This is a genomic window from Streptomyces sp. 12E, from assembly GCF_055633275.1.
The window spans coordinates 6,816,769-6,830,532 of record NZ_JBVNCJ010000001.1; the positions used below are offsets into that span (position 1 = coordinate 6,816,769).

The 13,764-nt window shown below is 76.4% G+C and carries 10 protein-coding genes and 1 pseudogene; 5 read left to right on the forward strand and 6 right to left on the reverse strand.

Annotation, left to right across the window (positions count from 1 at the left end; genetic code table 11):
• Positions 1-42 precede the first annotated feature (42 nt).
• The 5 genes from ACZ8ZB_RS31330 to ACZ8ZB_RS31350 form a co-directional block, all read right to left on the reverse strand.
• Positions 43-1,419, reverse strand: a complete 1,377-nt coding sequence (locus tag ACZ8ZB_RS31330; protein WP_470740964.1) for a trypsin-like serine protease — start codon at positions 1,417-1,419, stop codon at positions 43-45.
• A 160-nt stretch (positions 1,420-1,579) separates the two neighbouring features.
• Complete coding sequence (locus ACZ8ZB_RS31335; RefSeq protein WP_470740965.1) at positions 1,580-3,244, reverse strand: alkaline phosphatase D family protein; 1,665 nt, start codon at positions 3,242-3,244, stop codon at positions 1,580-1,582.
• A gap of 262 nt (positions 3,245-3,506) precedes the next feature.
• Positions 3,507-4,268, reverse strand: coding sequence for a metallophosphoesterase family protein (locus ACZ8ZB_RS31340; protein WP_470740966.1), 762 nt, complete (start codon positions 4,266-4,268; stop codon positions 3,507-3,509).
• Positions 4,265-4,552, reverse strand: a complete 288-nt coding sequence (locus ACZ8ZB_RS31345) for a BON domain-containing protein (RefSeq protein WP_030833113.1) — start codon at positions 4,550-4,552, stop codon at positions 4,265-4,267. Before ACZ8ZB_RS31345 ends, ACZ8ZB_RS31340 begins: the two co-directional genes overlap by 4 nt.
• Positions 4,553-4,573: 21 nt before the next feature.
• A complete protein-coding gene (locus ACZ8ZB_RS31350; RefSeq protein WP_470740967.1) occupies positions 4,574-5,263 on the reverse strand; it encodes a nucleotidyltransferase family protein in 690 nt (229 codons plus the stop codon).
• Positions 5,264-5,476: 213 nt separating this feature from the next.
• On the opposite strand from ACZ8ZB_RS31350, the gene ACZ8ZB_RS31355 reads away from it, so the two are divergent.
• The 5 genes and pseudogenes from ACZ8ZB_RS31355 to ACZ8ZB_RS31375 form a co-directional block, all read left to right on the forward strand.
• The gene (locus ACZ8ZB_RS31355; RefSeq protein ID WP_470740968.1) at positions 5,477-6,076 is read left to right on the forward strand and encodes a hypothetical protein; all 600 of its coding nucleotides are present in this window, start codon (positions 5,477-5,479) and stop codon (positions 6,074-6,076) included.
• Between the two features lie 25 nt (positions 6,077-6,101).
• The gene (locus tag ACZ8ZB_RS31360) at positions 6,102-10,433 is read left to right on the forward strand and encodes a cation-translocating P-type ATPase (RefSeq protein ID WP_470740969.1); all 4,332 of its coding nucleotides are present in this window, start codon (positions 6,102-6,104) and stop codon (positions 10,431-10,433) included.
• A 206-nt stretch (positions 10,434-10,639) separates the two neighbouring features.
• On the forward strand, positions 10,640-11,713 hold the full coding sequence (locus tag ACZ8ZB_RS31365) for an alcohol dehydrogenase catalytic domain-containing protein (protein WP_470740970.1): 1,074 nt from the start codon (positions 10,640-10,642) through the stop codon (positions 11,711-11,713).
• A 106-nt stretch (positions 11,714-11,819) separates the two neighbouring features.
• Complete coding sequence (locus ACZ8ZB_RS31370; RefSeq protein WP_470740971.1) at positions 11,820-12,416, forward strand: Rv1733c family protein; 597 nt, start codon at positions 11,820-11,822, stop codon at positions 12,414-12,416.
• A gap of 278 nt (positions 12,417-12,694) precedes the next feature.
• Positions 12,695-13,015, forward strand: a pseudogene (locus ACZ8ZB_RS31375) (transcriptional regulator); the annotation flags it as partial.
• Positions 13,016-13,033: 18 nt separating this feature from the next.
• Here ACZ8ZB_RS31375 and ACZ8ZB_RS31380 read toward each other — a convergent pair.
• A complete protein-coding gene (locus tag ACZ8ZB_RS31380) occupies positions 13,034-13,675 on the reverse strand; it encodes a class I SAM-dependent methyltransferase (protein ID WP_470740972.1) in 642 nt (213 codons plus the stop codon).
• Positions 13,676-13,764: the final 89 nt, after the last annotated feature.

Sequence of the window (13,764 nt, forward strand, 5' to 3'; positions counted from 1 at the left end):
CCGACCCGGTCGGGAGCCGCCGGCGCCGCACCGGTCGGACCGTCACAGCCGCTGCCACAGCGCCGGAGTGCCGGCGGGCGCCCACGCGGCCTGCGCCTGGTGGGACTGCAGGCACTGGTAGCGCACGCCGTCACGGGTCACCGTGGCGCCCACCTCGTAGACCCGGCCCGCGGTCCACGCCTGCGCGCCGTCGTCCTGGCCGCCCGGTGCGGTCTGCGCCGCCGCGGCGGCGGTGGTGAGGGTGAGACCGAACCCGCCGAGGATCGGGTTGACCGGCTGGTAGAACGTCGTACCGCCGCCGACGCAGTCGCCGGTCCCGCCGGAGGTGACGCCCTGCGCCTGGGCGCCCGTCACGAACGGCCCGCCGGAGTCGCCCGGTTCCGCGCACACCGTCGTCCTGGTCAGCCCGTCGACCGTGCCCTCCGGATAACGGACACTGGCGCCGTGCTGCTGGATGACCCCGCAGTGCCATCCGGTGGTCGAGCCGGAACGGCACACCGACGCCCCGACGAGCGCCTGCGCCGAACCGGTGACCTGCACCTCCCGGCCCTCCTGCGCCTTGACGTCCGGCGTGGGCGTCCACCGGTCGTCGGTGGCCACCCACGCCATGTCCTCGCCGGGGAACACGGAGGCCTGGAAGGAGCCCTGCGCGGTGAGGTCGTACCCGGTGGTGGTCGCGCCGGCCCTGCCGCAGTGACCGGCGGTGACGAACCCGCCCCGCTCGCCCTCGGTGACGGAGAAGCCGACGGAGCAGCGCGCGGAACCCTCGATGTAGAAGGCGTCGCCGCCGGTGATGTCCTGCAGCAGGCGCGGCCGTTCCGTCGTCATCCGGACGCCGACGTCCTCGCCCTCCAGCCCGGCGGCCCTGACGAGGGCGGCGCCCGCCTCCTGGCTGGTCGCCTGCACCATGACCCGGTTCTTCGGCACGTCGACGTACCAGACGGGCGTGTCGAGGGAGCCGGTGCGCTCGGCCGCCGCGTCCAGTTCCGCCTTGGCCGCCTCCAGGCCGGCCAGCGTCCGCCGCACCACCTTGGCCGTGGCGCCCTGGGCCTCGATGGCGGGCACGTCCTCGGTGGCGGTGGTCGCGACCGTGAGCTCCTCGGACGTGGCGCCCTGCACCCAGGCGCCGGCGAACCGGTCGCCGAGCGCGTTGCGCAGCCGGCCCGCGCGGGTGCCCGCCTCGGCCTCGTTGACCAGCCGCTCGGAGGCCTGGGCCTCGTCCAGCCGCAGGTCGCGCTGGAGGGCGGCGAGCAGGTGGGGCGACGGCCGGTCGGCGCCGAGGGTCCGGGCGGCGCCGGGCGTCGGCCCCGCCGCGGGCGTGGGGTCGGCCGCCGCGACGTGGGGCAGTCCGGCGAGGACGAGGGCGCCGAGCGCCGTGAACGCCGACCTGCGTGCGGCCCGGGCGTGTCTGAGGACCATTCGGTACGTCTCCTTGGTTCGTGGTGCGGAGCTGCGGAGGAGACTCAGTCCTTGCCCGTGGAATCCGACACGATGTCAGGACACGCCGGGATTACCGCGTTCGGGACACGTGCGGACGCCAAGTGCAGTACACGTGTGCGACCTCGGACACCCGGACGGGTCAGACCGGGGTCAGACCGGGCGAGCCCACCTCGGTGACGAAGGAGGCGGCCGTGAGGACGGGGGCGCCGGGCGTGGTCACGGCCGGGACGATCCGGTAGTCGGCCCGGGCGTTCTCCCGCCCCAGTTCGATGCGCACATAGCCGCGCCGGCCGTCGTAGAACCTCAGGTGGGGATTGGCCCGCAGATAGGTGTCCCGGTTGGCCGGGTGCTCCGCGCCGTCACGGCCGCTGGTGACGGAGGTGCAGGTCAGTTCGGTGCCCAGGACGGCGGAGTCGGGGTCGTCGAAGTCGTCCTTGATGTCGAAGGCGTACGCGACGTGGACGTCGCCGGTGAGGACCAGCCAGTTGGCGACACCGGCCGCCTTCGCGCCCGCGATCAGACGGCCCCGGCCGGCGCGGTAGCCGTCCCAGGCGTCCATCGAGACCTTCGCCTCGGCGTTCAGGTCCAGCCTGCGCTGCGAGAAGCACACCTGCTGGGGCATCACGTTCCACAGCGCCGTCGACGCGCCCCACCCGTCGAGCAGCCAGCGCTCCTGGGCGTCCCCGGTGAGGGTGCGCGCCGGGTCGTCCGACTCGGGGCCGGGGACGTGCGGGGTGTCGCCGTAGGCCTGGTCGGAGCGGTACTGGCGGGTGTCGAGGACGTCGAACTGGGCGAGGCCGCCCCAGTGCAGCCGGCGGAACAACCGGGCGTCGGGGCCCTCGGGGAACTGGTCGGCGCGCAGCGGCTGGTTCTCCCAGTAGGCGCGGTAGGCGGCGGCGCGGCGGGGCAGGAACAGCGCCGGGTCGCTGCCGTTCTCGTCGATCGCGCCCGCGTAGTTGTTCTCGGTCTCGTGGTCGTCCCAGGTGACGACGAACGGGTGTGCGGCGTGCGCGGCCCGCAGGTCGGGGTCGCTCTTGTAGAGCGCGTAGCGCATCCGGTAGTCCGCCAGCGTCGTCGTCTCGCGGTCGAACACGGACGGCAGCGCGACGTCGGTGTAGCCGCGGGCGCCGCCCGCGGAGTCGACGGCGTACTCGTACAGGTAGTCGCCGAGGTGGAACACCACGTCGACGTCCTCCCGCGCGAGGTGCCGGTGCGCCGTGTAGTAGCCGTCGTGGTACGCCTGGCAGGCGACCGCCGCCAGTCTCAGGCTCGCGGTGTCCGCGCCGGCCGGGGGAGCGGTGCGGGTGCGGCCGACGGGGCTGATCCAGGCGCCCGTGCGGAACCGGTAGTAGTAGTGGCCGCCCGGATCCAGGCCCCGGACGTCGACGCGCACGCTGTGCCCGTACTCGGGGTGGGCGAGGGCGGTGCCCCGCTGCACGACCAGGGCGAAGGACTCGTCGGCGGCGACTTCCCAGGAGACCTCCACCTGCTGCTGTCCGAGGCCCCCGTCCGGTTCGAAGGGGGCCGGGGCCAGCCGGGTCCAGATGAGCACCGACCCGGGCAGCGGGTCCCCGGAGGCGACGCCGAGCGTGAACGGGTCCCCGGTGATCCGGGCCGCGTCGAGCCGGCGCGCGGCGAAGGCGCCGCGCGCGGGGAGGTTGGTGGTGAAGGCGAGGGCGGCGGCCGCGGCGGTGGCGGTGAGGAAGCGACGGCGGGCCGGCCGCCGTGCGGCGGCGCGCAGTTCGGCGTCGTGCGGGGTGGGAACGGGCTCGGACCGCGGTCCGGTACGGCTCGACGGCGCCATCCGGCGTCCTCTCGTGCGGGGCGGGCGGGTGGACGGAGGGCGCAGGCCGACTGCGGCGCGGACGGGCGAGCGCGGCCGTGCCCGGCGTGTGCGCGGCGACCCGGAGCACGGGACGCGGAGCTTGCATGCTAAGCAGACGAAATGCCCGAAGTGCGCGCGCCTCACGGGGGCGTGCACCCGGGAGGCGGTACGCGGACCCGGCCCGGAACGGGGAAAAGCGCCGCCGGTACGACCGGCGGCGCTGGGGCGCTGGGGCGGTGGGTCAGGCGGTCGCCGCTCCCGTGCCGGCGCCCGCGCGGTCGCGGACCGGCAGGTGGTAGACGTGGAAGGCGCGGCCGATGACCGGCTGGGCGACGTTGCGCACCTTCACGCCTCCCGTCGTCATGCCGTGCTCGGTGCCGGCGTGCGCGTGCCCGTGCACGGCGAGATCGGCGCCGGCCGTGTCGATCGCCTCGGCCAGCAGGTAGCTGCCCAGGAACGGATAGATCTCCAGCGGCTCCCCGGCCAGGGTCTCCGGCACGGGGGAGTAGTGGGTGAGGGCGATCCGGACGTCGCAGCCCTCCTGGTCCAGCTTCTCCAGCGAGGCCCGCAGCCCGTCGGCGCACCGGCGCGAGACCCGGACGAACTCCTTCATCACCGGCTCGCCGAACTCCCCGGCGCTCGCCCCGACGAACCCGCCGCCGAACCCCTTGGTGCCGGCCACCCCGACGCGCGCGTCACCGGCCCGCACCACCGCCGAACCGCCCTCCAGGACATGGGCGCCGGCGTCCCGCAGGACGTCCGTGACCTCGTCCTGCCGGTCGTCGTGGTGGTCGTGGTTGCCGAGCACGGCGACCACGGGGACGCCCAGGTCCCGGATCTCGTCGGCCACCACGCGGGCCTCCTCGACGGTGCCGTGCCGGGTGAGGTCCCCGGCCAGCAGCAGCAGGTCGGCGCAGTCGGGCAGGGTGTCGAACGCGGGGCGCAGCGTGCCCCGGGTGTCGGGTCCCATGTGGATGTCGCCGACGGCGGCGATCCGGATCATGACAGTTCCTCCGCGTGATCGGGCGACGCGGTCTCGCTGACCACGATGTCGCAGTGCACCTCGAGTCCGGTGAGCTCCTCGCGCACCGTGCCGAGGACCTCCTCGCGGCAGTGGGCCGAGGGGACGGTCCCGGTGACCAGCACGGCCCCGCCGCGGACCTCGACCCGTACACCGAGTTCGCCGAGCTCGCCGGAGGCGAGACGGTCCTGGAGGTGGGCGATGCGGTACTCCGGGCTCGCCGCCGCCGGTGCGCCGCCCGCCGGTCCGGCGTCGTGGGTGTTCATGGGAGTTCCTTCCGCGGACGTTCAGATGACGTTCAGGCGTTCCAGGAGGAAGAAGAAGGCGGCCGGCATGGGCTCGTCCCCGCAGTCGCGCCGCACCTGCTCCCAGTCGACCTTCTCGCGCAGGGCGCGGGCGATGGGCAGGACGGCCCCGAAGTCGCAGTGGTGCTCCGAGAAGGCGGCCAGCAGGGCGGCCAGCAGATCGGTGGGCGCCAGGACCGGCATGCGCACCGACTCCACCGGGAGTTCCCGCGCCCGCCGGAGCATCTCGGTGGAGACGGGCCGGTGCGCCAGCTCGAAGATGAGGTCGACGTCCTGGCCGAAGCAGGTGGCCTTGATCAGCCAGTCCTCGGGCGGGGCGTACACCGTCAGCCCGGCCTCGCGGAGCGTGGCGGCCACCGACTCGGCGTCCTCGGGCCGGATGCAGAAGTCGACGTCGTGCTGGAGGTTCCCGCTGCCGCCGTGCGCGTGGACGGCGACGCTGCCGGCCAGCGCGAACGGGTACCCGCCCCGCTTGAGCACCGCGCCGACCTGCTTGGCCGCCTCCAGGATCGCCTGATTGCGGTCGCGGGGCAGCTCCGGGTCGTCCTCCTGGACGTGCGCGCCGCTCCGCGCGGCGTGCGCCGGCACAGGTCCCGGGAGGTCCGTGGCCAGACGGAGCTCCCGGGGCCCCGAGGGCCGGGCGAGTGTGGTGTCCTCGCCGTTCTCCGTCATGACCCCTCCCTTCGCGGACCGGACGGTCCGCACGGCCGTCGTGTGCCTGCACCTAGTACCCGGCGTGCCCGTTCCGACACGGGCGCGGGCGAAAGGCGGAGCCCCGGGCCGGGGCGCCGTGCGACGGCCTCGAGGCCACGGGCTTACAAAATGCGCATTCCCATTGATAGTGACGGAATATGGTGCAAAAGCCAGGGAAGGTGATGAGTGCCCGTGAGGGACTCGCTCGTGGAGGCCGACATGGAGCAGGGCACGTCTCGTCCGTCCGATCTTCCGCAGCCCCTGCGGGCCGTCACCTCGGGCCTGCGGCGACTGCCGGGCGCCGAGCAGGTGGGGAGGGTGGCCGGCGGCGCCCTGGACGCGGTCGGCGCGGTGTCCCCGCGCGGGCGCAGGATGGCCGTCTACGCCGGAGCCGGGGTGCTCGGCGTGGCCGGCGTCGTGGAATGGCCGGTGGCGCTGACCGGCGCGGCCGTCGCCTGGCTCACCCGGCCGCGCCCCGCACGGCCGGACGACGGACCGGGTGCGCAGCCGCAGGCCGGCGCGGCCGGACGGCACGGAACACCGGCCGGGGACGGCGCACCCGCCGACCGGCCGCCCGCGGGCCCCGGCGACCGGCTCACCCCCTTCCGCGGCCGTGACGACCGGGCGGAGCAGCCGGTGCGCGAACAGCCCGCCAAGGTGGGCGACACCGCCACCGCCTCGGCCCTCAGGCAGGTCGCCGACGCCACCCGGCACCACGACACGCACCCCGCCCCCCGACCGGGCCCGGACGCCGCCCCCGGGCAGCCGCGCGGCGCCCGGCACACCGGCTGAGCCACGACCGACGGGATCCGCGCAGATGCTCACACGCTTCGACGTCGCCCCCCTCGCCGGGGCCGTGGCGGGAGCCGCCGCAGGCGCCGCCCGCTCCACCGCGCGGGGCATGACGTCCGCCCACGGCACCACGCGCCGCCTCGGCCACGTCGCCCGCAACGCCCTCGGCGGCGGCCGGCACTGGCGCGCCGGACACCGCGTCCACCTGGCCCTGCGGCACCCGGACGGCGCCGCCGCCCCGCTCGCCCGCGAGGTCGCCGCCGAACTGCTCGACCACCCCGACGTGCTGACCGCGTACTGGGACGAGGGACTGGCCCGGCTCGTGGTGACCGCCGCGACGGACGCGGCCGGCGACCGCGTGAGCGAGCGTGCCGTGGCGCTCGCCGCCCGCCTCGGACTGACCGAGGACGCCGGCCCGGAGGAGGAGGCCGAGGCCGCCCATCCCGGCGACCCCCGCGAGATACGGATCGCCGCCACCGCGCTGCTGCTGGACGCGGCCGGCGTGGCCGGCGCCCTGGCCGGCCGGTCACTGCGCCTGCCGCGCAGCCCCAAGGCGGTCACCGCCGCCGTCACCCTGCTGCGCGAGAACCCCCGCTTCCGCGCCCTGTTGCGGCAGCGGTTCGGCGGCAGCGGCATGGAACTGGCCCTCACCGCGGCCAACGCCGCCGCGCACGGTGCCGGGCAGTCCCCGGTCTCGCTGGTGCTCGACGGGCTGCTGCGCACCGGCCAGCTCACCGAGGCGGTCGCCAGGGCCGCCGCCTTCGAGACCCTGTGCGACGACGTCTGCCTCGAACAGCGCACCAGCGTCCCCTGCCCCGCCGGCACCCGCCCGCCGTTGCGGGTGACGCCCGCCCAGGCCTACGCGGCCCACGCCGGCACCGGCAGCGTCGCGGGCGCCGCCGCCGCCCTCCTCGTCACCCACGACACCCAGGAGGCCGCCGAGGCCCTCCTGGCGGGATCGCCCAAGGCCGCGCGCTACGGTCCGGCCGCCTTCGGCGCGGCCCTCGGGACCCATCTCGCCCGGACCGGTGTCCTCGTGCGCGGCAGGGAGCGGCTGGGACAACTGGAGATCGCCGACTCCCTCGTCCTGCACGCCGACGCCCTGCGCAGCCGCCCGCGCCGCGACGCCGCCCCCGACGAGGCTCCCGCCGCGTTCCGGGACCCGGTCGACCCCTGCGCCGAGGCCGTCCTCGACGCGGCCCGCAGGGCGGGACTGCACGTGGTGGTCACGGGCGGCTCCGACCTGAAGGACATCACCCGCCTGGCCGACGAGGTCGCCCCGGCCGGCCTGCCGTTCGCCGACGTCGTCCGGGCGCTGCAGAACGACGGGCACATCGTGGTGAGCGTCGCCCGCGCGGCCGCGGGCGGGGGCGGTGACGCGGCGGAGGGACTGCCCGCCGGCGACGTGGCCATCGCCCTCACCGACGCGGGATCGGCCGTCGCCTGGGGCGCCGACGCGCTCGTCCCGAACGGACTCGGGGACGTGTGGCGCCTGCTGACCGCGATCCCGGCGGCACGCCGGGTGGGCCGTCGCTCGCAGGCGCTGGCCCGGGCGGGCGCCGCCCTGTCCGGACTCATGGTGGCCCGCGGCGGCACGCCCGGCGGCCGTCTGTGGCGGCGGCTCACCCGGCACGCCCCGGTGAACATCGCGGCGGCCGCCGCCCTGCTCGCCGGCGTGACCGCGGCCGTGCGCGTGGCCACCGCCACGCCGCCCGAACCCCGGCTGCACGTGCCCTGGCACGCCCTGGAACCGCACGAGGCCCGCGACCTGCTCAGCACCCCCGACGCCGACGCCGAGCCCCGCGGACTCGCCCTGGTCGCCGACCGCTCGCGGCAGCGGGCCGCGCGGCTCACCCGCACGCCCGCGGCGGCCCCCGCCCGCTGGACCTGGCAGGCGGCCGGCGCCGTCCTCCGCGAGCTCGACGACCCGCTCACCCCCGTCCTGGCCACCGGGGCGGTCGCCTCGGCGCTGCTCGGCTCGCTCGTCGACGCGCTGCTCGTCGTCGGGGCCATGGACATCAACGCGGTCGCGGGCGGCCTCCAGCGGCTGCGCGCCGAACGGGCGCTCGCCCGGCTCGCCGCCCACCAGCGGCCCCAGGCCCGCCGACGGGACGCCCACGGCCGCACGGTCGCCGTCGACGCCGCCCGGCTGCGGCCGGGGGACCGGATCAGCCTCGGCGCCGGCGACGTCGTACCGGCGGACGCCCGGTTGCTGGAGGCGGACGGGCTGGAGGTCGACGAGTCGTCGCTCACCGGCGAGTCGCTGCCCGTGGCCAAGGCACTGGAACCGACCCCGGGCGCGCCGGTCGCCGGGCGGACCTGCATGGTCTTCGAGGGCACCACCGTCGTGGCCGGCCGCGCCGACGCGCTCGTCGTGGACACCGGCGACCGCACCGAGGCGGGCCGCGCCGTCGCCCTGGCCGCCCGCACCCCGCCGCCCGCGGGCGTCCAGGCGCGCCTGCAGGAACTGACCCGCACGGCCCTCCCGGTGACCCTCACCGGCGGTGTGCTGGTGACCGGCCTGTCCCTGCTGCGCGGCAGCCCGCTCCGGCGTGCCGTCAGCGGCGGCGTCGCCGTGGCCGTCGCCGCCGTCCCCGAAGGGCTGCCGCTGGTCGCGACCGTCGCCCAGACGGCCGCCGCCCGCAGGCTCTCCCGGCGGGGCGTGCTGGTCCGCACCCCGCGCACCCTGGAGGCGCTCGGCCGGGTCGACACCGTCTGCTTCGACAAGACCGGCACCCTCACCGAGAACCGGCTCCGCCTGGTCCGGGTGGCCACCGCCGACGGCACCGTCCTCGCCCCGGACGCCGAGAGCGCCGCGGCGGTCGTACGGCTCGCCGCGCGGGCCTGCCCGCAGGAGGAGACCGGCGAGGGGCGCCGGGTCGCCCACGCCACCGACGAGGCCGTCCTCGACGCCGCCCCGCCCGACGACGACTGGACCGCCGACGGCGAGCTGGCCTTCGAGGCCAGCCGCGGCTACGCGGCGGCCGTCGGCCGGGACGGCGACGCCGCACTCCTCGTCGTCAAGGGCGCCCCCGAGACGGTGCTCCCCGCCTGCCGGGACCTTCCCGAGGAGGTGGCCGGCACCGCCCACACCCTGGCGGGCCAGGGGCTGCGCGTCCTCGCCGTCGCCCGTCGCCCCCGCCGGGGGACCGATGCGGACGCCGACCTCGACGCCGGCCTCGCGGACCTGGAGTTCGCCGGCCTGATCGCCCTCGCCGACGCACCCCGCGACACCTCGCGGGAGCTGCTCACGGAGCTGCGCCGGGCCGGCATCCTGCCCGTCATGCTCACCGGCGACCACCCGGAGACCGCCCGCGCCATCGCCCTGCAACTGGGCTGGCCCGAGGAGACGGAGGTGGTCACCGGGGACGACCTGGTCGCCATGGGCCGCTCGGACCGGGTGCGCGCGCTGCACGGCGCGGGAGTCGTCGCCCGGGTCGCCCCCGAACAGAAACTGCACGTCGTGGAGGCCCTGCAACAGGCCGGCCGGGTGGTGGCGATGGCCGGCGACGGCGCCAACGACGCCGCGGCCATCCGCGCCGCCGACGTCGGCGTCGGCATCGAGGCCCGCGGCTCCGCCGCCGCCCGCAACGCCGCCGACCTGGTGCTCACCACCGGCGACCTGTCCGTCCTGGTGGACGCCGTCGGCGAGGGCCGCGCGCTGTGGCGCAGCGTCGCCGACGCGGTCAGCATCCTCATCGGCGGCAACGCGGGCGAGGTCGGCTTCAGCGTGCTGGGCACCCTGCTCGCCGGGGCCTCGCCGCTGTCGACCCGTCAACTGCTCCTGGTCAACCTGCTCACCGACATGTTCCCCGCCATGGCGGTGGCGGTGACACCGAGCGACGACCCGTCGACGGCGGCGCACGCCGCGAGCGGCCCGATGGGCCTCGACGTCCTGGGCGCGCCCCTGCTGCGCTCCATCCGGCGCCGGGGCGTCACCACCTGCCTCGGCGCGGTCACCGCCTACCTGATCGGCCGCCTCACCCCCGGCACCGAACGCCGCTCCACCACGATGGCCCTGTGCGGGGTGGTCGGCGCCCAGCTGGCGCAGACCCTCTCCGGGCGCCGCCACAGCCCTCTGGTGTGGACGACGGCCCTGGGTTCGGCGGCCGTGCTCGCCGCCCTCGTCCAGACCCCGGGCGTCAGCCACTTCTTCGGCTGCGTCCCACTCGGTCCCGTCGCCTGGGCCGGCGTCGCCCTGGCCATCACCCTGTCGGTCCTCGCCCCGCGCCTGGAACGCCTCGAAGCGGTACGGCGCCTGTACGACCTCGCGTCCCGCCTCGCCCTGCGCCTCGGCGACTCCGTGAGGCGGACCCGCCACCTGCCGGGCAGCGGCATCGCCCGGCCGGTGGCCTGATCCTCCGGGGGCGCGGGGCCGTGCCGACACGCGGCTTTGCCGCGTGGGCGCGGCGGGGGACCGTCCGGCCCGAGCGGATCCGGCGTCCTGCGCCCAGACTGGAAGGGGAGGGCGGTCCCGGCACCCACCCGGGCACCGCCGACGCAGGCGGGTGACGGTGCGCCCGGTGCCGCGGCCCGCCGCAGAGCGAGAGGGTGAGGATCGGCATGAAGGGCTACGTCTTCCACGGCCCCGGGCAGTCCGCCTGGGAGGAGGTCCCCGACCCGGCCGTCGAGGAACCCGGCGACGCCATCGTGCGCGTCGACGCCGTCACCGTCTGCGGCACGGACCTGCACATCCTCAAGGGAGACGTGCCCGAGGTCCGCCCGGGCACCGTCCTCGGCCACGAGGCGGTCGGCGAGATCGTCGAGACCGGCGGCGACGTCCGCACCGTGCGCCCCGGGGACCGCGTCCTGGTCTCCTGCATCTCCGCCTGCGGGCGCTGCGGGTACTGCCGCGAGGGCGTGTACGGCCAGTGCCGGGGCGGCGGGGGCTGGATCCTCGGCCACCTCGTCGACGGCACCCAGGCCGAATACGTGCGCGTCCCGTACGCCGACCTGTCGGTGTACCCGCTGCCCGGGGCGGTCGCGAACGAGGACGCCGTGCTGCTGGCCGACGTCTTCCCCACCGCCTACGAGGTGGGCGTGCTCAACGGGCGGGTGCGTCCCGGTGACACGGTCGTCGTGGTCGGCGCCGGGCCCGTCGGGCTCGCCGCGATCGCCACCGCCCGGCTGTTCGGCCCCGAACGCGTCGTCGCCGTGGACGTGGCGGCCTCCCGGCTGCAGGCCGCGAAGGAGTTCGGGGCCGAGGCCGTCGCCGACGCCGGTGAGGGTCCCGAGCAGCTGATCGCGGACCTCACCGGCGGGCTCGGCGCGGACGTGGCCGTCGAGGCGGTGGGCGTCCCGGAGACCTTCGAGCTGTGCGCCCGCGTGGTGCGGCCCGGCGGGCGCCTGGCCAACGTCGGCGTGCACGGCGCCCCCGCCACGCTGCACCTCGAGGACCTGTGGAGCAGGAACGTCACCATCACCACCGGACTGGTCGACACCCGCTCCACCCCCGCCCTGCTGCGGATGGCGGCCGCCGGCCGGCTGCCCACCCGCCGGCTGGTCACCCACACGTTCCCGCTCGACCACATGCAGGAGGCCTACGACGTCTTCGGCAACGCCGCCGAGACCGGGGCGCTCAAGGTCGTCCTCGGCGTTCCGCAGCACGAGGTGGTGCCCGTGCACCCGACGGTCTGACGGGCGCACCGGCGGACCGGGCCGTTCGGCCCGTGCGGGAGCGGGACGGCCGGGTCCACCCTGGAACGAGGCGCCGTTCGTCACCCACGCGAGGAGGTGACCTCCGATGGCGAGGACACAGGGTGCGAGGCCCCGGAGGGTGCGGCTGTGGCGGTGGCGGAGGAACCCGCTGCGCCGCCGCAGCGATCTGGCCGAGGCCTGGCTGGTGCTCGCCGCACTCGTCCTCGCCCTGCTGCTCGGGGCGTTCTCCGGCCTGACGGCGGCCGCGGCCGTGGACGGGTCGCTCGCCGAGCGCCGGGAGCGGACCACCCCCGTCCCCGCCGTACTGGCCGAGGACGCCGCCGGGCTGTCCGCGCCGGTCACGGAGAACGGGGACGGCGGCGTATGGGCGAAGGTGCGGTGGACCGCTTCCGACGGCACCGACCGCACGGGCCGGGCGGAGGTCGACCCGGGGAGCCCGGCGGGCACGGAGGTCACCGTGTGGACGGACCCCGCGGGCCGGCTGGTCCCCGCGCCGCCCGAGGGCGCGGAGGCGCGGTTCCAGACCGTCATGGCCGGCGCCACGGTCGCCGTCGCCTCCGGGGGACTGGTCCTGCTCGGCGGCTGGCTGGTCCGCGCCCGGCTGCGCTTGCGGCGCCTGGCCGAGTGGGAGGAGGAATGGAGCCGGGTCGAGCCGTCGTGGCGCAGGCGTATGACGGGCTGAGGCGGGGCGCCGTGGCGACCGGGCACTCCGTGACCTGCTGAACTGCGAAGTTCAGCAATGGCGACGCCGACGGCCGGGGAAGAGCGTCCGGATCACGCTCCCCCTGTGCGCTCACGGGGTCCGGCCGCCGGACGGCGGGGATGGAGCGAGTCGCTGATGTCGGAAAGCCCCGACGCCGACGCCGACGAACAGATGAGGCGATGGACCGAGGACCGGTCGTGCGGGCCGTGCTGCCGCGCCGGAAGGGGGACGGCACGACGGCCACGCCGCTGTACCGGATGAAAGCCGAATCCTTCAAGACCCCGGGCCGTCCCGCCCGCATCCGCGTGCTGGAACTGCTCAGCGAGCGCGAGCACGCGGCGGGGGAGATGCCTCCCGAGGCGGGCATCGAGCCGGCGCACCTCTCGCAGCAGCCGGCGGTGCCGCGGCGGACGAACCCGGTGGCCGGCCGCAGGGAGGGCTCGACCGTGTACTGCTCGCCGACCGGTCCGCACGTGGCGGAGCTGCTGCGGGTGGCGCGCGCCATCCTGTCCGGCGTGCTCGCGGGGCAGGCCGAGCTGCTCGCCGACCTCCAGGCCGCACAGGGCGGGCCGGGACCACGAGGGGCCGCCGAGGGGTCACGCCTCCTCGCGGCGGCAGTGCAGGAAGAGCTGCGGCTCCGGCCGGGCGTCGGGGTGGGCCGGGGTGAACATGACGCTCTCCCGCGACTCCACCGTCAGGCCCGCCGCGCGCACCAGGGCGACGACGTCCTCGGCCGCGAAGCTGGTGACGCGCACGTCCTGCCCCATGAAGACGCCCTCGAGTCCCTCGACGTCCAGCGGCACGGTGGCCAGCGCCAGCAGGCCGCCCGGCCGCAGCGCCCGCGCCAGCCGGCCCACCAGCTCCGACTGCTGCGCACGGGACATCTGCAGCAGCGCGAAGTACACGCAGACCGCGTCGAGCGAACCCTCCTCGAGCGGCATCCGGCGGATGTCGGCGCACCGGAACCCGGCCTCCGGAACCTGCCGGGAGGCGATCTCCACCATCACGGGGGACACGTCGACGCCCAGCACCCGGTGACCCGCACCGGCGAGCGCGGCGGCCGTGGGCCGGCCCGTCCCGCTGCCCACGTCCAGCACCCTGCTGCCGGGCGCCAGCCCTTCGAGCAGCCGCTCCAGCGACGCCCGGTGCGCCGGGGAGGAGGCGAACGCCTTCTCGTACGCGCCGCCCAGCGCGTCGAACACCGCCGCCGCCGGTGACCCGTGACCCTCGTCGACCAAGACACACCCCGTCTCCGCGTACCGATGCCGGGCATCGTGCCATCCCCGGCCCGCCCTCACAACGGGACACCGCCCGTGGCGGCTTGCGG

Excerpts from the sequence above, each read along its gene's own strand:
- ACZ8ZB_RS31370 (WP_470740971.1), top strand. The coding sequence starts at position 11,820 with ATGGCGAGGACACAGGGTGCGAGGCCCCGGAGGGTGCGGCTGTGGCGG.
- ACZ8ZB_RS31365 (WP_470740970.1), top strand. The coding sequence starts at position 10,640 with ATGAAGGGCTACGTCTTCCACGGCCCCGGGCAGTCCGCCTGGGAGGAG.
- ACZ8ZB_RS31350 (WP_470740967.1), bottom strand. The coding sequence starts at position 5,263 with ATGACGGAGAACGGCGAGGACACCACACTCGCCCGGCCCTCGGGGCCC.
- ACZ8ZB_RS31330 (WP_470740964.1), bottom strand. The coding sequence starts at position 1,419 with ATGGTCCTCAGACACGCCCGGGCCGCACGCAGGTCGGCGTTCACGGCG.
- ACZ8ZB_RS31340 (WP_470740966.1), bottom strand. The coding sequence starts at position 4,268 with ATGATCCGGATCGCCGCCGTCGGCGACATCCACATGGGACCCGACACC.
- ACZ8ZB_RS31360 (WP_470740969.1), top strand. The coding sequence starts at position 6,102 with ATGCTCACACGCTTCGACGTCGCCCCCCTCGCCGGGGCCGTGGCGGGA.
- ACZ8ZB_RS31335 (WP_470740965.1), bottom strand. The coding sequence starts at position 3,244 with ATGGCGCCGTCGAGCCGTACCGGACCGCGGTCCGAGCCCGTTCCCACC.
- ACZ8ZB_RS31345 (WP_030833113.1), bottom strand. The coding sequence starts at position 4,552 with ATGAACACCCACGACGCCGGACCGGCGGGCGGCGCACCGGCGGCGGCG.